Below are 24,349 nucleotides of genomic sequence, written 5' to 3' on the forward strand. Positions count from 1 at the left end.
AAGTGATTGATTCAACCGCCAATATCCATCCCAGTTCTGTCATTGAAGAGGGTGCTGTTATCGGCGCCAATGTTCACATCGGTCCGTTCTGTTTTGTCGGTGCCAATGTGGAAATTGGTGAAGGAACGGTTCTCAAATCGCACGTGGTGGTGAACGGCCATACGCGTATCGGCAAAGACAATCAGATCTACCAGTTCGCTTCCATTGGTGAAGTGAACCAGGACCTGAAATATGCGGGCGAACCGACGCGAGTTGAAATTGGCGATCGTAACCGCATCCGCGAGAGCGTGACCATTCATCGTGGCACCACGCAGGGCGGCAATGTGACCAAAGTCGGCAGCGATAATCTGCTGATGGTGAATGCTCACATCGCGCATGACTGCGTGATCGGCAATCGCTGCATCTTTGCTAACAATGCCACGCTGGGCGGTCACGTCACCGTTGATGATTTTGCAATTATCGGCGGCATGACGGCGGTACATCAGTGGTGCACCATTGGTGCTCACGTGATGGTTGGCGGTTGTTCAGGCGTCGCGCAGGATGTGCCGCCTTATGTCATTGCGCAGGGCAACCACGCAACGCCATACGGTATCAACATCGAAGGTCTGAAGCGTCGCGGCTTTAGCAAAGAAGCGCTGCATGCCATTCGCAACGCGTACAAACTGCTGTACCGCAGCGGCAAAACGCTTGATGAAGTGAAACCAGAGATTGAAGAGCTGGCGAAACAACACAGCGAAGTGCAGCCTTTCTATGACTTCTTTGCCCGATCTACGCGTGGATTGATTCGTTAATCCATGTCAGCGCGTCCCCTAACGATTGCCCTGGTCGCCGGAGAAACCTCCGGCGATATTCTTGGTGCAGGTCTCATCCGTGCGTTAAAAGCGCGCCATCCTGATGCGCGCTTTGTTGGCGTGGCCGGTCCGCTGATGCAGGCCGAAGGCTGCGAAGCCTGGTATGAGATGGAAGAGCTGGCGGTGATGGGCATCGTCGAAGTGCTGGGACGCCTGCGGCGTCTGCTGAAAATTCGTCGTGACCTGACGCAGCGCTTCACCGAACTCAAGCCGGATGTGTTTGTCGGCATTGATGCGCCGGATTTCAACATTACGTTGGAAGGGAGCCTCAAGCGCGCGGGCATTCGCACAATTCATTACGTCAGCCCTTCCGTTTGGGCGTGGCGTCAAAAGCGCGTATTCAAAATCGGCCGCAACACTAATCTGGTGCTGGCATTCCTGCCGTTTGAAAAAGCGTTCTACGATCGTTTTAACGTACCGTGCCGCTTTATCGGCCACACCATGGCTGATGCGATGCCGCTACAGCCCGATAAGTTGGCGGCGCGCCGCGAGTTAGGTATTGCTGAAGAGGCGATTTGCCTTGGCTTGTTGCCGGGCAGTCGTGGTGCGGAAGTGGAAATGCTCAGCGCCGATTTCCTGCGCGCCGCGCAGCTGCTGCGTCAGCGCTATCCAACGCTGGAAATCGTGGTGCCGCTGGTGAACGCCAAACGCCGCGAGCAGTTTGAGCAGATCAAAGCGCAAGTTGCGCCTGAACTGCCGATGCATTTGCTGGATGGCAAAGGTCGTCAGGCGATGCTGGCCAGCGATGCCGCTATTCTTGCATCTGGCACCGCCGCGCTGGAGTGCATGCTGGCGAAATGCCCGATGGTGGTTGGCTATCGCATGAAACCGTCGACCTTCTGGCTGGCAAAACGTTTGGTAAAAACGCCGTATGTTTCCCTGCCAAATCTGTTAGCCGGTCGCGAGCTGGTGAAAGAGTTGCTGCAGGACGAGTGTCAGCCCGAAGCATTAGCCGCAGCGCTGGAGCCGCTACTGCACGCGGGCCCTGAGCGCGAAGCGCTGCTGAAAACCTTCACCGAGCTGCATCAACAGATTCGCTGGAATGCCGATGAGCAGGCGGCGGATGCGGTACTGGAGATCATCAATGGCTGAATTTATCTATCCCAACGCGCAGCTGATTGCTGGCGTTGATGAAGTCGGACGCGGCCCGCTGGTTGGCGCAGTGGTGACGGCGGCGGTGATCCTTGATCCCGCCAACCCGATTGTCGGACTGGCCGACTCGAAAAAGCTCTCCGAGAAGCGTCGTCTGGCGCTGTATGACGAGATCAAAGAGAAGGCGCTGGCCTGGAGTCTTGGCCGAGCCGAGCCAGAAGAGATCGATCAGCTCAATATTCTGCACGCCACCATGCTGGCGATGCAGCGCGCGGTCGCGGGTTTGCACATTGCGCCGGACTTCGTTCTGATCGATGGTAATCGTTGTCCCGCGCTGCCGATGCCCTCGCAGGCGGTGGTGAAGGGCGATAGCCTGGTGAAAGAGATCAGTGCAGCTTCGATCATCGCCAAAGTCACGCGCGATCGTGAAATGGCCGAGCTGGATCTGCTGTTCCCGCAATATGGCTTTGCGCAACACAAAGGTTATCCAACCGCGCTGCACATGGAAAAGCTGACGCAGCACGGCGCCACACCTCATCATCGTCGCAGCTTTGCGCCGGTGCGTAACGCCTTGATTGATGCTGACGTGCTGGCAGCCCGCCAGCCAACTACGCTTTAATAGCCTGACGCTGTTTTAACCGGAAACTGATATGGCTGAACCTCGTTTTATACATCTGCGCGTCCACAGTGATTACTCCATGGTTGATGGTCTGGCGAAAACCGGACCTTTAGTCAAGAAGGCGGCTGCGCTGGGCATGCCGGCGATCGCGATTACCGACTACATCAACCTGTGCGGGCTGGTGCGTTTTTACGGTAGTGCGCACGGCGCGGGGATCAAGCCAATTGTTGGTGCTGATTTTCAGGTTGCCAGTGAATTAATGGGCGATGAGCTGACGCAGTTAACTCTGCTGGCGGCCAATAACACCGGTTATCAAAACCTGACCTTGTTGATTTCGCGTGCGTATCAGCGTGGTTACGGCATTGCGGGCCCCATCATCGATCGTGACTGGCTGCTGGAGCTGGGCGAAGGCCTGATTCTGCTGTCTGGCGGACGTCGTGGCGATGTGGGCCGCAGTCTGCTGCGCGGCAATAGCGCGATGGTCGCGCAGTGTTTGAGCTTCTATCAGGAACACTTCCCGAATCGTTATTACCTTGAATTGATGCGCACCGGTCGCGCCGATGAAGAGGCCTATCTGCATGCCGCCGTCGAGCTAGCAATTGCCGAAGGTATTCCCGTTGTTGCCACCAACGAAGTGTGCTTCCTCAATGAAGAAGATTTTGATGCGCATGAAATCCGCGTGGCGATTCATGACGGCTACACGCTGGACGATCCTAAGCGTCCGCGCAATTACAGTCCTCAGCAATATATGCGCAGTGAAGAGGAGATGTGCGAGCTGTTCTCGGACATCCCGGAAGCGCTGGAAAATAGCGTAGAGATTGCTAAGCGCTGTAACGTGACGGTGCGCCTCGGCGAGTATTTCCTGCCGCAGTTCCCCACCGGTGATATGAGCACCGAAGACTTCCTCGTGGCGAAGTCGCGCGAAGGCCTGGAAGAGCGTATGGAATTCCTCTTCCCGGATCCGGCGGTGCGCGCTGAAAAACGCGTGGAATATGATGAACGTCTGGAGATTGAACTCACCGTTATCAACCAGATGGGCTTCCCCGGCTACTTCCTGATCGTGATGGAGTTTATCCAGTGGTCGAAGGACAATGGGATTCCCGTGGGTCCAGGCCGTGGTTCGGGTGCCGGTTCATTAGTGGCGTATGCGCTGAAAATTACCGATATCGATCCGCTGGAATTTGACCTGCTGTTCGAGCGCTTCCTGAACCCGGAACGTGTCTCGATGCCCGACTTCGACGTCGACTTCTGCATGGAGAAACGCGATCAGGTGATCGATCACGTGGCCGATATGTATGGACGTGATGCGGTATCGCAGATCATTACGTTCGGTACCATGGCGGCGAAAGCGGTTATCCGCGATGTGGGACGCGTACTCGGCCATCCGTACGGCTTTGTTGATCGTATCTCTAAGCTGATCCCGCCCGATCCTGGCATGACGCTAGAGAAAGCCTTCCTGGCTGAACCGCAGCTGCCGGAGATCTACGAGGCAGATGAAGAGGTGAAAGCGCTGATCGACATGGCGCGTAAACTGGAAGGTGTCACGCGTAACGCCGGTAAACACGCCGGTGGTGTGGTGATCTCGCCGACCAAAATCACCGACTTTGCGCCGCTGTACTGTGATGAGAACGGGCAGTTCCCGGTTACTCAGTTTGATAAGAATGACGTGGAATATGCCGGGCTGGTGAAGTTTGACTTCCTTGGTCTGCGTACGCTCACCATCATTGACTGGGCGCTGAAGATGATTAACCCGCGCCGTGAAAAGCAGGGTTTGCCACCGATTGATATCGCCGCCATCCCGCTGGAAGACAAAAAAAGCTTCGATATGCTGCAGCGCTCGGAAACTACTGCGGTATTCCAGCTTGAATCGCGCGGCATGAAAGATCTGATCAAACGTCTGAAGCCTGACTGCTTCGAAGATATGATCGCACTGGTGGCGCTGTTCCGTCCGGGACCGCTGCAATCGGGCATGGTAGATAACTTCATCGACCGTAAGCACGGCCGCGAAGAGATTTCGTATCCGGATATTCAGTGGCAGCACGAAACCCTGAAACCGGTGCTGGAGCCGACCTACGGCATCATTCTGTATCAGGAACAGGTGATGCAGATTGCTCAGGTGCTGTCTGGCTATACGCTGGGCGGCGCGGACATGTTGCGTCGTGCGATGGGTAAAAAGAAACCTGAAGAGATGGCGAAGCAGCGTTCGGTGTTCCAGGACGGTGCGGAGAAGATGGGCGTCGACGGCGAACTGTCGATGAAAATCTTCGATCTGGTAGAGAAGTTCGCCGGCTATGGCTTTAACAAGTCGCACTCCGCTGCTTACGCACTGGTTTCTTACCAAACGCTGTGGCTGAAAGCGCACTATCCGGCAGAGTTCATGGCGGCCGTAATGACCGCCGATATGGACAACACCGAGAAAGTGGTTGGTTTGGTCGACGAATGCTGGCGCATGGGCCTCAAAGTGCTGCCGCCAGACATCAATTCAGGACTCTACCCGTTTCACGTTAACGATGAAGGTGAGATCGTGTACGGCATCGGCGCGATCAAAGGCGTGGGTGAAGGTCCGATCGAAGCGATCATTGAAGCGCGTAATGAAGGCGGTTACTTCAAAGAGCTATTTGATCTCTGTGCTCGCACCGACACCAAAAAGATTAACCGTCGCGTGATGGAAAAACTGATCATGTCGGGCGCGTTCGATCGTCTTGGCCCGCATCGCGCGGCCTTGATGAGTGCGCTTGGCGATGCCTTAAAAGCGGCCGATCAGCATGCCAAAGCCGAAGCCATCGGCCAGGCCGATATGTTTGGCGTGCTGGCGGAAGAGCCGGAGCAGGTAGAGAAATCCTACGCCAGCATCACGCCGTGGCCGGAACAAATTCAACTGGATGGCGAACGTGAGACCTTAGGTCTCTATCTCACCGGCCATCCAATTAATCAGTATTTGAAAGAAATTGAGCGTTACGTCGGCGGCATGCGCCTGAAAGACATGCATCCGACAGATCGTGGTAAAGTAACCGTCGCGGCGGGGCTGGTGATTGCCGCCCGCGTGATGGTCACTAAACGCGGCAACCGAATTGGTATTTGTACGATTGACGATCGTTCTGGTCGTCTTGAAGTGATGTTATTTACCGATGCGTTAGATAAATACCAGCAGTTGCTGGAGAAGGACCGTATCCTGATCGTCAGTGGACAGGTCAGCTTTGATGACTTTAGCGGTGGCCTTAAAATGACCGCTCGGGAAGTTATGGACATCGACGAAGCGCGGGAAAAATACGCGCGCGGACTTGCTATCTCGCTGACGGACAGGCAAATTGATGACCAGCTTTTAAACCGTCTCCGCCAGTCTCTGGAGCCTCATCGCTCCGGGACCATTCCGGTGCATCTCTACTATCAGAGAGCCGATGCGCGAGCGAAGCTACGCTTTGGTGCAGCGTGGCGTATTTCGCCCAGCGATCGTTTACTCAACGATTTGCGGTCGTTAGTAGGATCGGAGCAGGTGGAACTGGAGTTTGACTAAAACAGGAACATTATGAGTCTTAATTACCTGGATTTTGAACAGCCAATCGCAGAGCTTGAAGCGAAAATCGACTCGTTAAAATCGATTGGACGTTCGGATGAGAAACACGATATTAATTTGGATGAGGAAGTGCAGCGTCTGCGCGAAAAAAGCGTTGAGCTGACCCGTAAAATCTTCTCCGATTTAGGCGCATGGCAAGTGGCGCAACTCGCGCGTCATCCGCTGCGTCCTTATACACTGGACTATATCCGCAACGCGTTTGATGATTTCGACGAACTGGCTGGCGACCGTGCTTATGCCGATGATAAAGCGATTGTCGGAGGTATTGCCCGTCTCGACGGTCGTCCAGTGATGATCATTGGTCATCAGAAAGGTCGCGAAACCAAAGAGAAAATCCGTCGTAACTTCGGTATGCCGGCACCAGAAGGCTATCGCAAAGCGCTGCGTCTGATGGAAATGGCTGAACGCTTTAAAATGCCGCTAATCACCTTCATCGACACGCCAGGTGCTTATCCGGGCGTGGGTGCAGAAGAGCGCGGTCAATCTGAAGCGATCGCTCGCAACCTGCGTGAAATGTCTGGCCTGAAAATTCCGGTGATTTGTACCGTAATCGGCGAAGGCGGTTCCGGTGGTGCGCTGGCAATCGGCGTGGGCGATAAAGTCAACATGCTGCAGTACAGCACCTATTCGGTGATTTCACCGGAAGGTTGTGCGTCGATCCTGTGGAAAAGCGCCGACAAAGCACCGCTGGCTGCGGAAGCGATGGGTATCACAGCTGAGCGTCTGAAAGAGCTGAAGCTGATCGACTCTATCATTCCTGAGCCGCTGGGTGGCGCGCATCGTCATCCAGTTGATATCGCTGCCAGCTTGAAAAAGCAGCTGTTAGCGGATCTGGCCGATCTCGATGTGCTGAGCACCGAAGAGTTGCTCAACCGTCGCTATCAGCGCCTGATGAACTACGGCTACGCTTGATACATTAGATTGAAGCAAGAAGCGGACCTCGGTCCGCTTTTTTTACGCCTGCTAATCGATAATTTCGCATTGGTCGCCATAAATGGCGCCCCTACAAAACCGCAACGTCTTCCGTAGGGTCGCCATTCATGGCGACCTTTTCTGGCCCAAGCACACAACCCAAAGCGCCATGAACCTCAACAGCAGAGCATTCCAGGTTTATCCGCGCGCGCTTTTCGCTATCCTTATTCAGTGCCACAACACCACAGGAGGTGAGCATTGAATATTATTGCGATCATGGGACCGCACGGCGCTTTCTACAAAGATGAGCCTATTCGCGAACTGGATGCTGCCCTTAAGCTGCAAGGCTTCCAAACCGTTTACCCCAATAATGCCAGCGACCTGCTGAAGTTGATTGAACACAATCCGCGTATCTGCGGGGTGATTTTTGACTGGGACGATTACAGTCTGGCGCTGTGTAGCGACATCAATCAGCTCAATGAATATCTGCCGCTGTATGCTTTCATCAACACCCATTCGCAAATGGATGTCAGCATCAATGAGATGCGCATGGCGCTGCACTTCTTCGAATATGCCTTGAGCGCCGCCGATGACATCGCGCTGCATATTCGTCAGTACACCGATGAGTACATCGACAACATCACGCCGCCGCTGACCAAAGCGTTGTTCACCTACGTCAAAGAGGGCAAATACACCTTCTGTACGCCAGGTCACATGGGCGGCAGCGCGTTCCAGAAAAGCCCGGTGGGCAGCTTGTTTTATGACTTCTTCGGCTCGAACACTTTAAAAGCGGATGTCTCGATCTCGGTAACGGAATTGGGTTCGTTGCTCGATCACACCGGCCCGCATCTGGAAGCAGAGGAGTACGTCGCACGCACCTTTGGCGCCGAGCAAAGCTACATGGTGACTAACGGCACCTCGACCTCGAACAAAATCGTCGGTATGTATGCGGCGCCAGCGGGCAGCACGGTGCTGATAGACCGTAACTGTCATAAATCGCTCACCCATTTGCTGATGATGAGCGACATCATCCCGATCTGGCTCAAACCGACGCGCAACGCGCTGGGCATTTTGGGCGGTATTCCGCAGCGCGAGTTCACGCGCGACAGCATCCAGCAAAAGGTCAACGCCACGCCGCGCGCCAGTTGGCCGGTGCATGCGGTGATCACCAACTCAACCTATGATGGCCTGCTGTATAACACGCAATTCATCAAACAGACGCTGGATGTGCCATCGATCCACTTTGATTCTGCGTGGGTGCCGTACACCAATTTCCATCCAATTTATGCCGGTAAAAGCGGCATGAGCGGCGACCGTGTTCCCGGAAAAGTGATCTATGAAACGCAATCGACGCACAAACTGCTGGCGGCGTTCTCGCAGGCTTCGCTGATTCATATCAAAGGTGATTACGACGAGCACACCTTTAACGAAGCCTACATGATGCACACCACCACCTCGCCGAGCTACGCGATTGTCTCGTCGATTGAAACTGCAGCGGCGATGCTGCGCGGTAATCCGGGTAAGCGATTGATCAACCGCTCGGTTGAACGTGCGCTGCATTTCCGTCGTGAAATTCAGCGCTTACGGGAAGAGTGCGAAGGCTGGTTCTTTGATATCTGGCAGCCGGAGCAGGTCGATCAAGCCGAATGCTGGCCGATCCAGCCGGGCGAAGAAGATTGGCACGGTTTCACTCATGCTGATCGCGATCATATGTATCTCGACCCGATCAAAGTCACCATTCTGACGCCGGGCATGAGCGAGCTGGGCAAGATGGCGGAAGAGGGCATTCCAGCCGCGCTGGTGGCTAAGTTCCTCGATCAGCGCGGTATCGTGGTGGAGAAAACCGGGCCGTACAATCTACTGTTTCTGTTCAGCATCGGTATTGATAAAACCAAAGCGATGAGCGTGCTGCGTGGGCTGACGGAGTTTAAGCGCGCATACGATCTCAATCTGCGGGTGAAAAACATGCTGCCGGATCTCTATGCTGAAGATCCCGACTTCTACCGCAATATGCGCATTCAAACGCTGGCGCAGGGCATTCATCAATTGATCCTGCAACACGATCTGCCGCGCCTGATGTTGAAAGCATTCGACGTGCTGCCAGAGATGAAGATGACGCCGCATCAGGCGTTTCAGCGCCAGGTGAAAGGTCAGGTGGAAACGGTGGATATTCGCGAGTTGGTAGGGCGCATTTCTGCCAACATGATTCTGCCGTATCCGCCAGGCGTGCCGGTGGTGATGCCGGGCGAGATGATTACGGAACAGAGCCGTTCCGTGCTCGATTTTCTGCTGATGCTCTGCACTATTGGTCGACACTATCCCGGCTTCGAAACCGATATTCACGGTGCAACGCTGACGGAAGATGGCCGCTATCTGGTGCGCGTATTGCGTGAAGAAGTCGGATAATCACCTCTTTCCAACGCCGCTTTTGCCACGTAGGGTAAGCGGCTTATGTGAAAACCGGAGTCGCTATGCTGCAGATAAAACAGATCCACCACATCGCCATTATTGCTACCGATTATCAGCGCAGTAAGGCGTTTTACTGTGATGTGCTGGGTTTTGAATTGTTGGGTGAATATTACCGCGCCGAGCGCGACTCGTGGAAAGGCGATCTCGGCCTGAACGGGATTTACACCATCGAGCTGTTCTCTTTCCCATCGCCGCCGCCACGCGTCAGTGGGCCGGAAGCCTGCGGCCTGCGCCATCTGGCGTTTTGCGTTGAGGATGTTGAGCAGTCAATAGCGGCGCTGGCGGAAAAGGGCGTGACGTGCGAGCCGATTCGAATTGATGCGTTAACTGGTAAAGCCTGCACTTTCTTCCCCGATCCGGACGGTTTGCCGCTGGAGCTGTATCAGGCGTAAACTAGCGTCCGCCGCGAGCCGCAATTCGGTGGCTCGCCCGGACGGAACGCGCTCATGTCTTTATCTCATCTTGCTTCGCTGCTGACACCCGACGCTGGCTATGTGCTGGCGTTCAGCGGCGGACTCGATTCCACCGTGCTGCTGCATCAATTGGTCTGCTGCCAACGTCAGCAGCCAGCGCTGCGCGTGCGCGCGTTACACGTCCATCATGGTCTGAGCCCGAATGCCGATAGCTGGGCGCTGCATTGTCAGCATGTTTGCCAGCAGTGGCAGATTCCCTGTGAAGTGCTGCATGTGCAGGTTAATGGTCGCGCCAACGGCATTGAAGCGGCCGCCCGCGAGGCGCGCTATCAGGCGCTGTTTCAGCAGCTGCAACCCGGTGAGCACTTACTTACCGCTCAGCACCTCGATGACCAGGCGGAAACGCTGCTACTGGCGTTAAAACGCGGCAGCGGACCGGCGGGTTTGGCCGCGATGCCGCCGCAGCGCAGCGTTGGCGATCATCGGCATCTGCGTCCGTTGCTCAACGTTAGCCGTCAGCAACTTGAAAACTACGCTGCCGATCATCAGCTGCGCTGGATTGAAGATGAAAGCAACGCCGATAGCCGCTATGACCGCAACTTCCTGCGTCAGCAGGTGCTGCCGTTGCTGCAGGCCCGCTGGCCGCACTTCAGCGCCGCCAGTGCACGCAGCGCCGCACTGTGTGGCGAACAGGAGCAATTGCTCGACGAGTTGCTGGCGGAACAGCTGGCGCAGCTTTGCGATGCGCAGGGCGCGCTGCACTTCCCACCGTTAATGAACATGAGTGAAGCGCGGCGTCATGCGCTGTTACGCCGCTGGATTGCCCAACAGGGCGGCGCGATGCCTTCGCGCGAGGCGCTGAAACGCATCACCGATGAAGTCATCAACAGCCGTGAAGATGCTAAACCCTGTTTGCGCTTCAGCACTTTTGAGCTGCGCCGCTATCGGCAGAAACTCTATTGGTTAACGCCACAGCCTTCACTTAGTCAGCACTCGCTAACCTGGCAAGACCACACGCAACCGCTCGATTTACCGGCCGGTTTAGGTTCGCTGCACGCGAATGCGTGGATTGCCGAGCTGCGTCAGCCTGCAGCGGATGAAGCGATCACAGTCCGCTTCCAGGCGCAGGGTTATTATCACTTGCAGGGGCGCGCAGGTGGCCGCGAGATGAAGAAGCTATGGCAAGAGTTGGGCGTTGCGCCCTGGCTGCGCGAACGTATCCCGTTGATTTACTTTAACCAGACGCTAATTAGCGCGCCGGGGTTGTTTATCACCCGTGAAGGCGCAGCCAGCAATGAGCAAGGCTGGCAGGCGATCTGGTCACCACAACAATAAAATGGAGAGCAATGATGAAACTTTGGATGGCAGCGACGTTATTCGCTGCGGCGCTGCCGGCATTGGCCGACGGCGATGTCAATGCAGGCGCGCAAAAAGCGGCAAGCTGCATGGCGTGTCACGGCGCCGAGGGCAAAAGCGCGGTGCCGCTCTATCCGAATCTGGCCGGGCAGCATGCGCCTTATCTGCTGCATTCACTGCAAGCTTATAAAAAAGGCGAGCGTAGCGGTGGCCAGGCGGAAGTGATGAAAGCGTTTGTGGCAGGATTGAGCGATCAGGATATGGCAGATTTATCGGCGTATTACAGTTCATTAAAGCCTTAAACGAGGTGGGCGGGATGTGATTCCCGCCCGAGAGAGGTTTTACTCGTCTTCGCTAACGACGACGGTGCCCAGCTCCGGATGGGTGAAGCTGGCGATGTGGTCGAGCCGCACTTCGCGGGTCTCGCCTGAGAGATCGACGGCAAGGTACTCAACGTTTTTACGTGAGACCATGTCCACGGCTTTCGCCTTGAGCTGATCGCCGTTTTTTAACTCTAACGACAGCGTCCAGTTTTTTTGGCAGGCGAGTTCGAGGTTGTCGTAATCATCGCAGTTGATGGGTTTATAGGCTTCATTCGTCAACATAGTCGCTCACCAATAAGTTTGCAGCGGCATACGCTGCTTGTTCCCTGAGAGAAGAGTTTAGCGCAGAATCAGCGGCAATATCGTTGAGAGCCTTCAACGCACAACCTATGGCGTCTGGCACATACCCAAGGTCGCCGCTACCAATTTCGGCATACTTCTGGCGAACTAACTCACAATACTTTTGCACATACACCTCCTCAGCAGAGTTGATACTCTGGATGATAGGCGACTATATCACAGGAATTTCATGGAAATCAGCCCGGTCGTCACGGGAATGATGCAAGGAAATGGGCAAAAGTGACATTTCGCGCTGGTCTCATGCACTCAGCGTGCGCACAAAAGGTTAAGTTGATGAACAGGTTATTACACGACGCAACGTCGAGCCAAACGGCAGGTGACAGATGATTGTGCTGTCTCGATCGCTTTCACTTGCAGATAATGAAGTGGAGCTCAGTGCCATCCGTGCGCAAGGTGCCGGTGGCCAGCATGTGAATAAAACCTCCACGGCGATTCACCTGCGGTTTGATATTCATGCATCATCGCTGCCGCCGTTCTATAAAGAGCGACTGCTGGCGGCCAGCCATCATTTGATTACCGCAGAGGGTGTGGTGATTATCAAAGCGCAGGAGCATCGCAGCCAGGAAATGAATCGGGAAGCGGCCGTGCAGCGGCTGATTAATCTGATTCAGGAGTTAACCACGGTGGAAAAGGTTCGGCGTGCAACCAAACCCACGCACGGCTCCAAAGTGAGGCGGCTGGAAGGTAAAACCCGGCGCAGTAACGTGAAGGCGATGCGCGGAAAGGTGCAATAAAAAACGCCTCCAGTTGGAGGCGTTTTAGCGTTACTTGTTCAGGGCTTTCGCCAGGAAGTCGACGATGTCATGTTGCTTAATCATCTGCTTCTCGCTGGCGGTACGCGCCTTGTACTCGATCTCTTCGTTATCGAGATTACGATCGCCAATCACGATGGTGTGCGGCACGCCAATCAGCTCCATATCCGCAAACATCACGCCTGGACGCTCTTTGCGGTCATCCAGAATCACGTCAATGCCTTTGGCACGCAGCGTGTTGTACAGCTCTTCAGCCAACTGCTGCACACGGAAAGATTTGTGCATGTTCATTGGCAGAATCGCCACTTCAAACGGTGCTAATGCTGCAGGCCAGATGATGCCGCGCTCATCGTTGTTCTGCTCAATCGCAGCCGCTACAACGCGCGTGATACCGATACCGTAGCAGCCCATGGTCATCACCTGGTTACGACCATCTTCGCCCTGTACCGCCGCTTTCATTGCTTCGGAGTACTTGGTACCCAGCTGGAAAATGTGGCCCACTTCGATACCGCGTTTAATCTGCAGCGTGCCTTTGCCGTCTGGGCTTGGATCGCCTTCCACCACGTTACGGATATCTTCCACACGTGGTTCTGGCAGATCGCGTCCCCAGTTGATGCCGCTCAAATGCTTGCCATCAATGTTAGCGCCGGCGCAGAAGTCGCTGGTTTTCGCCACGGTACGATCGGCGATCACTGGCATGGTCAAACCGACCGGGCCGAGTGAGCCTGGACCGGCACCGAGCAGCGCGCGAATTTGTTCTTCGCTCGCCATCTCCAGCGGTTCAGCGACGATATCCAGCTTCTCGGCTTTGATTTCGTTCAGCTGATGATCGCCGCGCAGCAGCAGGGCAACCAGCGTATGGCCGCTCTCTTCGCTGGCTTTGACGAACAGCGTCTTAACAGTTTTCTCAATCGGCAGCTGATGTTGTTCAACCAACTCGGCGATAGTCTTGGCGTTTGGCGTATCGAACTGCGTCATAGCGGCAGTTGCCTGCGGACGCTCGCCAGCTGGCGCTAAGGCTTCGGCTTTCTCAATGTTGGCCGCGTAATCGGATTCGCTAGAGAAGATCACGTCATCTTCACCACTCAGCGCCAGCACCTGGAATTCATGTGATGCGCTGCCGCCGATAGAACCGGTGTCAGCTTGTACGGCGCGGAAATCCAGGCCCATACGGCTGAAGCTCTGGCTATATGCGCGGTACATCGCGTCGTAGGTTTCCTGCAGCGATTCCTGCGTGGTGTGGAACGAGTAGGCATCTTTCATGATGAACTCGCGTGAACGCATCACACCAAAACGCGGGCGCACTTCATCGCGGAATTTGGTCTGGATCTGATACAGATTGATCGGCAACTGCTTATAAGAGCTCAGCTCGTTGCGGATCAGATCGGTGACCACTTCTTCGTGGGTTGGACCCAGCACGAAGGGACGTTCGTGACGATCTTTAACGCGCAGCAGTTCCGGGCCGTACTGCTCCCAACGGCCACTCTCTTCCCACAGATCGGCAGGCTGAACCACCGGCATGGAGATCTCAATCGCACCGGCGTTGTTCATCTCTTCACGCACGATGTTTTCAACTTTTCGCAGCACGCGAATACCGGTCGGCAACCAGGTGTAAAGACCAGAAGCCAGTTTGCGGATCATGCCGGCGCGCAGCATCAGCTGGTGGCTGATCACTTCTGCATCGGAAGGTGTCTCCTTCAGAGTGGAGAGCAGATATTGAGTAGTACGCATTAATTACGATTCCATTTATACGGAAGGAGACTGACAAATTTTTTCTGGCGGCTAGTGTACCAGCGAGAACAATCACTCAAAAGCGCGTTTTAACGGGGATCGAGGGCGATCACCTCGGTCCCTGCCGCATCAATGCGCCAGCGCACGTTAAAGTCGAGTAGCCAGGCGGCATATTCACGATCTTCGGTCTCACCTTTACGGTAAGCCGGACGCGGATCCTGCGCTAGCACCTCACTGATGAAACGCGCTAGTTGTGGATAGGTTTTCTGCTGCTGTTGAAGCTGGTTCTGCGCCAGCGGCGAAAAGCGTACCGGCATACTGGCATCAGGTGCCGCTTGCGCAAATCCGGCGCGCGCATCTGGCAGCGCTTCGGCAAATGGTAGATAAGGTTTGATATCCACCACCGGCGTGCCATCGACTAAATCGAGGCTGCCGAGCTGCAAGATCACCTGCTGCTTCTCGCAGCGAATGCCTTTTAACTCAACCAGCGACATGCCGACAGGATTGGGGCGGAAGGTTGAACGGGTGGCAAACACGCCCATACGCGCATTGCCGCCGAGGCGCGGTGGACGTACGGTCGGACGCCAGCCACCTTCCATGGTTTGGTGAAACACAAACAGCACCCACAAATGACTGAATTCTTCGAGCCCGCGCACCGCTTCCGGCTGATTATAAGGCGGCAGCAAATGCAGCTCGCCGCCGCCGTCCTGCACCAGACCGGGCTGGCGCGGGACGGCAAACTTCTCTTTCCACGGCGAACGAATCACGCCGATTTGCGCGAAGGCAAAGTCACTCATTGATTCGAGACTTTCAGTGCGGAGCCCTGGCAAATGGCCTGGCGATAGCATCCCGGCGTGCTGGTGACAATTTCGCACTTATGCAGCAGGACAGCATTGGCTTTCATGCCAGCCGCTCGGATCTGCAGGCGCTTACGCGCAGTGTTGATGTTAGGAGGCGAATCCTGGCTGCTGCTCTGGCAATCTTCAGCGGACACTTCGCCCAAATCGCGGAACGGGTTGCTGACCAGATCGGCCGCATCGGTGTAGATCTTCACCGGCGCAGGACGTGGAGTCGGTTTGCGTTCTGGCTCGCTGGATGCCTGTTGCGGGCGAGAAGGAGCACTGCTTATCGGGTGATATTCACGCACACACCCGGTTAGCATCAATGCCAACAAGCAGAGCGGTAAAAAACGCATGGCAACATCCTCAAGTAATAAAAAGTGGCGTTATTGAAACAAGGACGACAATAAATAACAAGTCAGGTGCAATTTATGGCAAAAGAAAGGGCGGCCGAAGCCGCCCTGCAAGGCATGAAAGGTGAAAATTACCAGCCTTTCACTGCGCCGCCGTTGAAGATCTTGTTGGCCGCTTCAGACACTTCGTCTGACTGGTAGGCTTCAACAAACTTCTTCACGTTCTCAGCGTCTTTGTTGTCTTCACGGGTCACGATCAGGTTCACGTAAGGTGAATCTTTGTCTTCCACGAAGATGCCATCTTTCGCTGGCGTCAGACCAATCTGGCTAGCGTAAGTGGTGTTGATCACCGCCAGAGCGATCTGCTGATCGTCAAGTGAACGTGGCAGCTGCGGCGCTTCCAGCTCAACAATCTTCAGTTTTTTCGGGTTCTCGGTGATATCCAGTGAAGTTGGCAGCAGACCAACGCCATCTTTCAGTTTGATCAGGCCCACTTTCTGCAGCAGCAGCAGAGAACGTCCCAGGTTGGTTGGATCGTTTGGAATGGCGATCTGTGAACCGTCCTGCAACTCATCCAGTGATTTGATTTTCTTCGAATAGCCGGCGATTGGGTAAACGAAGGTGTTCGCCACCGCAGTCAGCTTGTAGCCGCGATCTTTGATCTGCTGATCCAGATACGGTTTGTGCTGGAAGGCGTTAGCGTCGATATCACCTTTGCTCAGCGCTTCGTTTGGCAACACGTAATCGTTAAAGGTCACCAGCTCAACGTCGAGGCCATATTTCTCTTTCGCCACTTTCACCGCAGTTTCAGCAACCTGCTGCTCAGCACCGACGATCACACCCACTTTAATATGGTTTGGATCTTTCGCTTTCTGATCGCATCCTGCCAGCGCAATTGCGCCAATCAGAGCACCCACAGCGGCAATCTTTTTAAATGTAAAAGACATATCCCTTCCTTAATAGAGGACTATTGATGTTGCTTGCTTACTTATGGGACACAGCACGTACGATGCGGTCGCCACAGAATTGGATTAAATAGACCAGCACAACCAGCAGAACCAGCACGGTGTTCATCACAGTCGCGTTATAGCCGATGTAACCGTATTGGTAGCCAATCTGACCCAAACCGCCAGCGCCAACCGCTCCGCCCATTGCGGAGTAGCCAACCAGCGTAATCAGGGTAATTGTAGCGGCATTCACCAGACCTGGCAGCGCTTCCGGCAGCAGGACTTTACGCACGATTTGCAGCGGCGTGGCGCCCATGGCGCGTGATGCTTCGATCAAACCGGTTGGCAGCTCCAGCAGGGCGTTTTCCACCATACGTGCAATAAACGGCGCGGCGCCCACGGTCAGCGGCACGATAGCGGCTTGCAGGCCAATCGAGGTTCCGACGATGGCGCGGGTGAACGGAATCATCCACACCAGCAGGATAATGAACGGAATCGAACGGAAGATATTCACCAGCGCCGACAGCACGCGATAAAGCGCGTTGTTGGCCAGAATCTGGCCGGGACGCGTCACATACAGCAGCACGCCCACCGGAAGACCGAGGACAAAACCAAAGAAACCAGAGACAAAGGTCATCATCAGCGTTTCCCAGACGCCGCGCGTCAGTAACCACATCATCGCTTCAGACATAACCCAACACCTCTACTTTCACATGATTTTCTTTCAGCCAGGCAATTGCGGCTTGTGTATCTGTTTCACTGCCATCCATCTCAGCCAGCATGATGCCGAACTTCACGCCACCGGCGTAATCCATCTGCGCACTGATAATGTTGTTATTAACGTTGAAGCGACGAGCCGCTTCAGAGAGCAGCGGAGCATCAACCGATTTGCCGGTGAACTCCAGACGCAGCAGCGGCACGCTTTCGGCTGTTGCCTGAGGCGCCATGCGCTGTTGATAGTCGTCGGGGATATCCAGATGCAGCGTTGACTGAATGAATTGCTGCGCCAGTGGCGTTTTAGGATGTGAGAACACTTCGCTCACGCTGTCTTTCTCTATTAACTCACCGTTGCTGATGACCGCAACCTGATCGCAGATGCGTTTCACCACATCCATTTCATGAGTGATCAATAGAATGGTAATGCCGAGACGACGGTTAATGTCTTTCAGCAGCTCCAGAATCGAACGCGTGGTGGCAGGATCCAGTGCGCTGGTGGCTTCATCACACAGCAGCACTTTTGGATTGCTTGCCAGCGCACGGGCAATCGCGACACGCTGCTTTTGTCCGCCAGAAAGATTTGCTGGCCAGCTATCATGCTTGTCAGATAATCCCACCAGATCCAGCAATTCGCTAACGCGCTTCTTTATCTGTTCGCGTGAAAGATTGCCCAACTCCAATGGCAGCGCCACGTTGCCGGAGACGGTGCGGGAGTTCATCAGGTTAAAGTGCTGGAAAATCATGCCAATCTGGCGGCGTGCCAGCGTCAATTGACCAGATGAAAGGGTAGTTAATTCCTGGCCATCAACCAGTACGCGTCCAGAGGTTGGGCGCTCCAGCAGATTGACGCAGCGAATCAGTGTACTTTTACCGGCACCGGATGAACCGATGACGCCATAAATCTGTCCAGCAGGCACGTGCAGGCTGACGTTTGATAGCGCCTGAATGGTGCGTGAACCTTGCTGGAACACTTTGGTGATATTCTCAAGTTTAATCATTAGTTTATTTATTATCGTGTTGCATAGTCCGTGGTGTATCGGGCTTCACTCAGCAGGGCTGTGCGAAATTTGGATGGATGTTAAGGCATCCAGACGGCTAAATCAATGGAAGTCATTCAAACTGCCATTCTCTCGCTATACGCAATCATGCGATACTTAGCGACACATTTTCAGCAGGAGTTTCTACGTGGCGAATAAAGTCCCGGCTATTTTTCTTGATCGTGATGGCACATTGAATGTCGATCACGGCTATGTTCATGAAATCGATAATTTCGAGTTCATTGATGGCACCATCGAAGCGTTACAGGCGCTGAAGAAGATGGGCTATGCGCTGGTACTGGTGACGAACCAGTCGGGCATTGCGCGTGGCATGTTTACCGAAGATCAGTTTATGCAGCTCACCGAATGGATGGATTGGTCGCTGGCCGATCGCGATGTTGATCTGGATGGCATCTATTTCTGTCCGCATTTGCCCGATGCCACAGTAGAAGCGTATCGCCAGCAGTGTGATTGCCGTAAGCCGCAGCCGGGCATGTTGCTCTCCGCGCAGCAGCATCTGGATATCGATATGGCTTCTTCTTATATGGTAGGCGACAAAATAGAAGATATGCAGGCGGCGTTAGCAGCGGGTGTAGGTACGAAAGTACTGGTACGTAGCGGTAAGCCGGTAACGGCAGAAGGTGAAGCAGCGGCAGATTGGGTGATTAATAGTCTGGCAGAGCTGCCTGCACGCATCAAAAAGGCCTAAAAACGGGCCTTTTGCGCAAATTTCAAGCGAACAGCAAAAAACTTGAAATTTGCACTTGTCAGCTCCGAATAACTCCCTATAATGCGCCACCACTGAGACGGCAAAGCGGCAACGCAGACGGCTCAGCAGGGAGTGAAGAAATTCATCCCGCCGGATGAAAACGCTGAAAAAAGTGTTTGACTCCGAAGGAGAGTAGCGTAGTATACGCCACCTCGCGACAGACGGTTCAGCCGCTGTTCGCAACGCTCTTTAACAATTTATCAGACAATCTGTGTGGGCACTCGCAGGATTGATATCAGCGTCTCCGGACGTAAAAAATATCAAAGCCTCACGAGTGAACACATAATGAAATTCATTATGACGTTTTACAGATGAGCACCGCTGAACTTGTTTCAGCAAATCAAACTTAAATTGAAGAGTTTGATCATGGCTCAGATTGAACGCTGGCGGCAGGCCTAACACATGCAAGTCGAACGGTAGCACAGAGAGCTTGCTCTCGGGTGACGAGTGGCGGACGGGTGAGTAATGTCTGGGAAACTGCCCGATGGAGGGGGATAACTACTGGAAACGGTAGCTAATACCGCATAACGTCGCAAGACCAAAGTGGGGGACCTTCGGGCCTCACACCATCGGATGTGCCCAGATGGGATTAGCTAGTAGGTGGGGTAATGGCTCACCTAGGCGACGATCCCTAGCTGGTCTGAGAGGATGACCAGCCACACTGGAACTGAGACACGGTCCAGACTCCTACGGGAGGCAGCAGTGGGGAATATTGCACAATGGGCGCAAGCCTGATGCAGCCATGCCGCGTGTATGAAGAAGGCCTTCGGGTTGTAAAGTACTTTCAGCGGGGAGGAAGGCGGTGGAGTTAATAACTTCACCGATTGACGTTACCCGCAGAAGAAGCACCGGCTAACTCCGTGCCAGCAGCCGCGGTAATACGGAGGGTGCAAGCGTTAATCGGAATTACTGGGCGTAAAGCGCACGCAGGCGGTCTGTCAAGTCGGATGTGAAATCCCCGGGCTTAACCTGGGAACTGCATTCGAAACTGGCAGGCTAGAGTCTTGTAGAGGGGGGTAGAATTCCAGGTGTAGCGGTGAAATGCGTAGAGATCTGGAGGAATACCGGTGGCGAAGGCGGCCCCCTGGACAAAGACTGACGCTCAGGTGCGAAAGCGTGGGGAGCAAACAGGATTAGATACCCTGGTAGTCCACGCCGTAAACGATGTCGACTTGGAGGTTGTTCCCTTGAGGAGTGGCTTCCGGAGCTAACGCGTTAAGTCGACCGCCTGGGGAGTACGGCCGCAAGGTTAAAACTCAAATGAATTGACGGGGGCCCGCACAAGCGGTGGAGCATGTGGTTTAATTCGATGCAACGCGAAGAACCTTACCTACTCTTGACATCCAGAGAACTTAGCAGAGATGCTTTGGTGCCTTCGGGAACTCTGAGACAGGTGCTGCATGGCTGTCGTCAGCTCGTGTTGTGAAATGTTGGGTTAAGTCCCGCAACGAGCGCAACCCTTATCCTTTGTTGCCAGCGGTTCGGCCGGGAACTCAAAGGAGACTGCCAGTGATAAACTGGAGGAAGGTGGGGATGACGTCAAGTCATCATGGCCCTTACGAGTAGGGCTACACACGTGCTACAATGGCGCATACAAAGAGAAGCGACCTCGCGAGAGCAAGCGGACCTCATAAAGTGCGTCGTAGTCCGGATCGGAGTCTGCAACTCGACTCCGTGAAGTCGGAATCGCTAGTAATCGTAGATCAGAATGCTACGGTGAATACGTTCCCGGGCCTTGTACACACCGCCCGTCACACCATGGGAGTGGGTTGCAAAAGAAGTAGGTAGCTTAACCTTCGGGAGGGCGCTTACCACTTTGTGATTCATGACTGGGGTGAAGTCGTAACAAGGTAACCGTAGGGGAACCTGCGGTTGGATCACCTCCTTACCTGAAGATACCTTCCCGCGCAGTGCTCACACAGATTGTCTGATAAAAAGTAATGAGCAAGACGGCTGCGAAGTCGTGACACTACTCGTGTCCCCTTCGTCTAGCGGTTAGGACTCCGCCCTTTCACGGCGGCAACAGGGGTTCGAATCCCCTAGGGGACGCCACTTGCTTGGTGACAGGTGAAAGGTGTCTCCACGAAGTATCTCAAAACTGACTTAACCGTCATGTTTGAGATATTGCTCTTTAACAATCCGGAACAAGCTGAAAATTGAAACGACGTGTTGGTTCATTTCTCCGTAATAGGAAATGAATAACAACATGTTCGAGTCTCTCAAATGCTTGCAGTCTGCACGCGTTGCAAAACGCCTGTGGGTTGTGAGGTTAAGCGACTAAGCGTACACGGTGGATGCCCTGGCAGTCAGAGGCGATGAAGGACGTGCTAATCTGCGTAAAGCGTCGGTAAGGTGATATGAACCGCTACAGCCGACGATGTCCGAATGGGGAAACCCGGTGCACTCAGTGCATCATCGCAACATGAATACATAGTGTTGCGAGGCGAACCTGGGGAACTGAAACATCTAAGTACCCAGAGGAAAAGAAATCAACCGAGATTCCCCCAGTAGCGGCGAGCGAACGGGGAACAGCCCAGAACCTGAATCAGTTTGTGCGTTAGTGGAAGCGTCTGGAAAGTCGCGCGATACCGGGTGATAGCCCCGTACACGAAAGTGCACATACTGTGAGTTCGAAGAGTAGGGCGGGACACGTGGTATCCTGTCTGAATATGGGGGGACCATCCTCCAAGGCTAAATACTCCTGACTGACCGATAGTGAACCAGTACCGTGAGGGAAAGGCGAAAAGAACCCCGGCGAGGGGAGTGAAACAGAACCTGAAACCGTGTACGTACAAGCAGTGGGAGCCTCATTTATGGGGTGACTGCGTACCTTTTGTATAATGGGTCAGCGACTTATATTCTGTAGCAAGGTTAACCGTATAGGGGAGCCGCAGGGAAACCGAGTCTTAACTGGGCGTTAAGTTGCAGGGTATAGACCCGAAACCCGGTGATCTAGCCATGGGCAGGTTGAAGGTTGGGTAACACTAACTGGAGGACCGAACCGACTAATGTTGAAAAATTAGCGGATGACTTGTGGCTGGGGGTGAAAGGCCAATCAAACCGGGAGATAGCTGGTTCTCCCCGAAAGCTATTTAGGTAGCGCCTCGTGAACTCATCTTCGGGGGTAGAGCACTGTTTCGGCTAGGGGGCCATCCCGGCTTACCAACCCGATGCAAACTGCGAATACCGAAGAATGTTATCACGGGAGACACACGGCGGGTGCTAACGTCCGTCGTGAAGAGGGAAACAACCCAGACCGCCAGCTAAGGTCCCAAAGTCATGGTTAAGTGGGAAACGATGTGGGAAGGCACAGACAGCCAGGATGTTGGCTTAGAAGCAGCCATCATTTAAAGAAAGCGTAATAGCTCACTGGTCGAGTCGGCCTGCGCGGAAGATGTAACGGGGCTAAACCATGCACCGAAGCTGCGGCAGCGACACTATGTGTTGTTGGGTAGGGGAGCGTTCTGTAAGCCGTTGAAGGTGTCCTGTGAGGGGTGCTGGAGGTATCAGAAGTGCGAATGCTGACATAAGTAACGATAAAGCGGGTGAAAAGCCCGCTCGCCGGAAGACCAAGGGTTCCTGTTCAACGTTAATCGGAGCAGGGTGAGTCGACCCCTAAGGCGAGGCTGAAAAGCGTAGTCGATGGGAAGCAGGTTAATATTCCTGCACTTGGTGTTACTGCGAAGGGGGGACGGAGAAGGCTAGGTTATCCGGGCGACGGTTGTCCCGGTTTAAGCGTGTAGGCTGATATCTTTGGTAAATCCGGGATATCTTAAGGCTGAGGCGTGATGACGAGTCACTACGGTGATGAAGTAACTGATGCCCTGCTTCCAGGAAAAGCCTCTAAGCTCCAGGTAACACGAAATCGTACCCCAAACCGACACAGGTGGTCAGGTAGAGAATACCAAGGCGCTTGAGAGAACTCGGGTGAAGGAACTAGGCAAAATGGTGCCGTAACTTCGGGAGAAGGCACGCTGGCGCGTAGGTAGAGGGACTTGCTCCCCGAGCCGAAGCCAGTCGAAGATACCAGCTGGCTGCAACTGTTTATTAAAAACACAGCACTGTGCAAACACGAAAGTGGACGTATACGGTGTGACGCCTGCCCGGTGCCGGAAGGTTAATTGATGGGGTTATCCGCAAGGAGAAGCTCTTGATCGAAGCCCCGGTAAACGGCGGCCGTAACTATAACGGTCCTAAGGTAGCGAAATTCCTTGTCGGGTAAGTTCCGACCTGCACGAATGGCGTAATGATGGCCAGGCTGTCTCCACCCGAGACTCAGTGAAATTGAAATCGCTGTGAAGATGCAGTGTACCCGCGGCAAGACGGAAAGACCCCGTGAACCTTTACTATAGCTTGACACTGAACATTGAGCCTTGATGTGTAGGATAGGTGGGAGGCTTTGAAGCGTGGACGCCAGTCTGCGTGGAGCCAACCTTGAAATACCACCCTTTAATGTTTGATGTTCTAACGTAGGCCCGTGATCCGGGCTGCGGACAGTGTCTGGTGGGTAGTTTGACTGGGGCGGTCTCCTCCCAAAGAGTAACGGAGGAGCACGAAGGTTGGCTAATCCTGGTCGGACATCAGGAGGTTAGTGCAATGGCATAAGCCAGCTTGACTGCGAGAGTGACGGCTCGAGCAGGTGCGAAAGCAGGTCATAGTGATCCGGTGGTTCTGAATGGAAGGGCCATCGCTCAACGGATAAAAGGTACTCCGGGGATAACAGGCTGATACCGCCCAAGAGTTCATATCGACGGCGGTGTTTGGCACCTCGATGTCGGCTCATCACATCCTGGGGCTGAAGTAGGTCCCAAGGGTACGGCTGTTCGCCGTTTAAAGTGGTACGCGAGCTGGGTTTAGAACGTCGTGAGACAGTTCGGTCCCTATCTGCCGTGGGCGCTGGAGAATTGAGGGGGGTTGCTCCTAGTACGAGAGGACCGGAGTGAACGCACCACTGGTGTTCGGGTTGTCATGCCAATGGCATTGCCCGGTAGCTAAGTGCGGAAAAGATAAGTGCTGAAAGCATCTAAGCACGAAACTTGCCCCGAGATGAGTTCTCCCTGACTCCTTGAGAGTCCTGAAGGGACGTTGAAGACTACGACGTTGATAGGCCGGATGTGTAAGCGCAGCGATGCGTTGAGCTAACCGGTACTAATGACCCGTGAGGCTTAACCTTACAACGCCAGAGGCGTTTTGGTCTGAGAGACCGGATTTTCAGCTTGTTTTACGGATTAAAGA

Annotated in this window: 19 protein-coding genes, 1 tRNA gene and 2 rRNA genes; 14 read left to right on the forward strand and 8 right to left on the reverse strand. The window is 54.3% G+C overall.

Annotated elements, in window-relative coordinates; genetic code table 11:
- The first annotated feature begins 2 nt into the window (after nt 1-2).
- The 9 genes from lpxA (at nt 3) to VIJ98_RS03885 (ending at nt 11,588) form a co-directional block, all read left to right on the forward strand.
- Nucleotides 3-791: an acyl-ACP--UDP-N-acetylglucosamine O-acyltransferase gene (gene lpxA, locus VIJ98_RS03845; protein WP_008108476.1), complete on the forward strand. Its 789-nt coding sequence runs from the start codon at nt 3-5 to the stop codon at nt 789-791.
- A 3-nt stretch (nt 792-794) separates the two neighbouring features.
- On the forward strand, nt 795-1,943 hold the full coding sequence (gene lpxB, locus VIJ98_RS03850) for a lipid-A-disaccharide synthase (RefSeq protein ID WP_008108475.1): 1,149 nt from the start codon (nt 795-797) through the stop codon (nt 1,941-1,943).
- Nucleotides 1,936-2,562, forward strand: a complete 627-nt coding sequence (gene rnhB, locus VIJ98_RS03855; protein WP_008108474.1) for a ribonuclease HII — start codon at nt 1,936-1,938, stop codon at nt 2,560-2,562. Before lpxB ends, rnhB begins: the two co-directional genes overlap by 8 nt.
- A gap of 31 nt (nt 2,563-2,593) precedes the next feature.
- Complete coding sequence (gene dnaE, locus VIJ98_RS03860) at nt 2,594-6,076, forward strand: DNA polymerase III subunit alpha (RefSeq protein ID WP_154154065.1); 3,483 nt, start codon at nt 2,594-2,596, stop codon at nt 6,074-6,076.
- Nucleotides 6,077-6,088: 12 nt separating this feature from the next.
- Nucleotides 6,089-7,048: an acetyl-CoA carboxylase carboxyl transferase subunit alpha gene (gene accA, locus VIJ98_RS03865; protein ID WP_008108472.1), complete on the forward strand. Its 960-nt coding sequence runs from the start codon at nt 6,089-6,091 to the stop codon at nt 7,046-7,048.
- Nucleotides 7,049-7,306: 258 nt separating this feature from the next.
- Complete coding sequence (locus VIJ98_RS03870) at nt 7,307-9,454, forward strand: lysine decarboxylase LdcC (RefSeq protein WP_061718077.1); 2,148 nt, start codon at nt 7,307-7,309, stop codon at nt 9,452-9,454.
- Nucleotides 9,455-9,519: 65 nt separating this feature from the next.
- Nucleotides 9,520-9,909, forward strand: coding sequence for a VOC family protein (locus VIJ98_RS03875; protein WP_110867578.1), 390 nt, complete (start codon nt 9,520-9,522; stop codon nt 9,907-9,909).
- 54 nt (nt 9,910-9,963) lie between these two features.
- A complete protein-coding gene (gene tilS, locus VIJ98_RS03880; protein WP_323272366.1) occupies nt 9,964-11,265 on the forward strand; it encodes a tRNA lysidine(34) synthetase TilS in 1,302 nt (433 codons plus the stop codon).
- A gap of 14 nt (nt 11,266-11,279) precedes the next feature.
- Nucleotides 11,280-11,588 carry a cytochrome c gene (locus VIJ98_RS03885; RefSeq protein WP_154154817.1) on the forward strand — a complete coding sequence of 103 codons (309 nt, stop codon included), beginning with the start codon at nt 11,280-11,282 and terminating at the stop codon, nt 11,586-11,588.
- A 39-nt stretch (nt 11,589-11,627) separates the two neighbouring features.
- Here the strand turns inward: VIJ98_RS03885 and rof are convergent, their stop codons facing one another.
- Both rof and VIJ98_RS03895 read right to left on the reverse strand, forming a co-directional pair.
- Nucleotides 11,628-11,891, reverse strand: coding sequence for a Rho-binding antiterminator (gene rof / locus VIJ98_RS03890; RefSeq protein WP_008108461.1), 264 nt, complete (start codon nt 11,889-11,891; stop codon nt 11,628-11,630).
- On the reverse strand, nt 11,878-12,078 hold the full coding sequence (locus VIJ98_RS03895) for a YaeP family protein (protein WP_036622231.1): 201 nt from the start codon (nt 12,076-12,078) through the stop codon (nt 11,878-11,880). The genes rof and VIJ98_RS03895 overlap by 14 nt, the downstream gene beginning before the upstream one ends.
- A gap of 214 nt (nt 12,079-12,292) precedes the next feature.
- Between VIJ98_RS03895 and arfB the strand changes: the two genes are divergently transcribed.
- A complete protein-coding gene (gene arfB, locus VIJ98_RS03900) occupies nt 12,293-12,703 on the forward strand; it encodes an alternative ribosome rescue aminoacyl-tRNA hydrolase ArfB (protein ID WP_154154056.1) in 411 nt (136 codons plus the stop codon).
- Nucleotides 12,704-12,733: 30 nt separating this feature from the next.
- Here arfB and proS read toward each other — a convergent pair whose 3' ends face one another.
- From proS to metN, 6 genes are all read right to left on the reverse strand, one after another.
- Complete coding sequence (gene proS / locus VIJ98_RS03905; RefSeq protein ID WP_154154053.1) at nt 12,734-14,452, reverse strand: proline--tRNA ligase; 1,719 nt, start codon at nt 14,450-14,452, stop codon at nt 12,734-12,736.
- An 89-nt stretch (nt 14,453-14,541) separates the two neighbouring features.
- Nucleotides 14,542-15,249, reverse strand: coding sequence for a tRNA (N6-threonylcarbamoyladenosine(37)-N6)-methyltransferase TrmO (gene tsaA / locus VIJ98_RS03910; protein ID WP_323272370.1), 708 nt, complete (start codon nt 15,247-15,249; stop codon nt 14,542-14,544).
- Nucleotides 15,246-15,647, reverse strand: coding sequence for an Rcs stress response system protein RcsF (rcsF, locus tag VIJ98_RS03915; protein ID WP_061718072.1), 402 nt, complete (start codon nt 15,645-15,647; stop codon nt 15,246-15,248). The genes tsaA and rcsF overlap by 4 nt, the downstream gene beginning before the upstream one ends.
- A 128-nt stretch (nt 15,648-15,775) precedes the next feature.
- A complete protein-coding gene (locus tag VIJ98_RS03920) occupies nt 15,776-16,591 on the reverse strand; it encodes a MetQ/NlpA family lipoprotein (RefSeq protein ID WP_008108451.1) in 816 nt (271 codons plus the stop codon).
- Nucleotides 16,592-16,628: 37 nt separating this feature from the next.
- Nucleotides 16,629-17,282, reverse strand: coding sequence for a methionine ABC transporter permease MetI (locus VIJ98_RS03925; RefSeq protein WP_008108449.1), 654 nt, complete (start codon nt 17,280-17,282; stop codon nt 16,629-16,631).
- Nucleotides 17,275-18,306 carry a methionine ABC transporter ATP-binding protein MetN gene (metN, locus tag VIJ98_RS03930; protein WP_008108447.1) on the reverse strand — a complete coding sequence of 344 codons (1,032 nt, stop codon included), beginning with the start codon at nt 18,304-18,306 and terminating at the stop codon, nt 17,275-17,277. The genes VIJ98_RS03925 and metN overlap by 8 nt, the downstream gene beginning before the upstream one ends.
- Before the next feature lie 187 nt (nt 18,307-18,493).
- Here metN and gmhB point away from each other — a divergent pair, with 187 nt between their 5' ends.
- The 4 genes from gmhB (at nt 18,494) to VIJ98_RS03950 (ending at nt 24,287) form a co-directional block, all read left to right on the forward strand.
- Entirely contained in the window at nt 18,494-19,054 is a 561-nt protein-coding gene (gene gmhB, locus VIJ98_RS03935; protein WP_258144638.1) for a D-glycero-beta-D-manno-heptose 1,7-bisphosphate 7-phosphatase, read from the forward strand.
- A 408-nt stretch (nt 19,055-19,462) separates the two neighbouring features.
- Nucleotides 19,463-21,002, forward strand: a 16S ribosomal RNA gene (locus tag VIJ98_RS03940).
- Nucleotides 21,003-21,091: 89 nt separating this feature from the next.
- A tRNA-Glu gene (locus VIJ98_RS03945) sits at nt 21,092-21,166 on the forward strand.
- 215 nt (nt 21,167-21,381) lie between these two features.
- A 23S ribosomal RNA gene (locus VIJ98_RS03950) occupies nt 21,382-24,287 on the forward strand.
- Together the 16S and 23S rRNA genes with 1 tRNA gene alongside form the textbook arrangement of a ribosomal RNA operon.
- The last annotated feature ends 62 nt before the right edge of the window (nt 24,288-24,349 follow it).

The sequence above is a fragment of the Pantoea sp. S18 genome (assembly GCF_045689705.1).
Classification (GTDB): Bacteria; Pseudomonadota; Gammaproteobacteria; order Enterobacterales; family Enterobacteriaceae; genus Pantoea; species Pantoea symbiotica.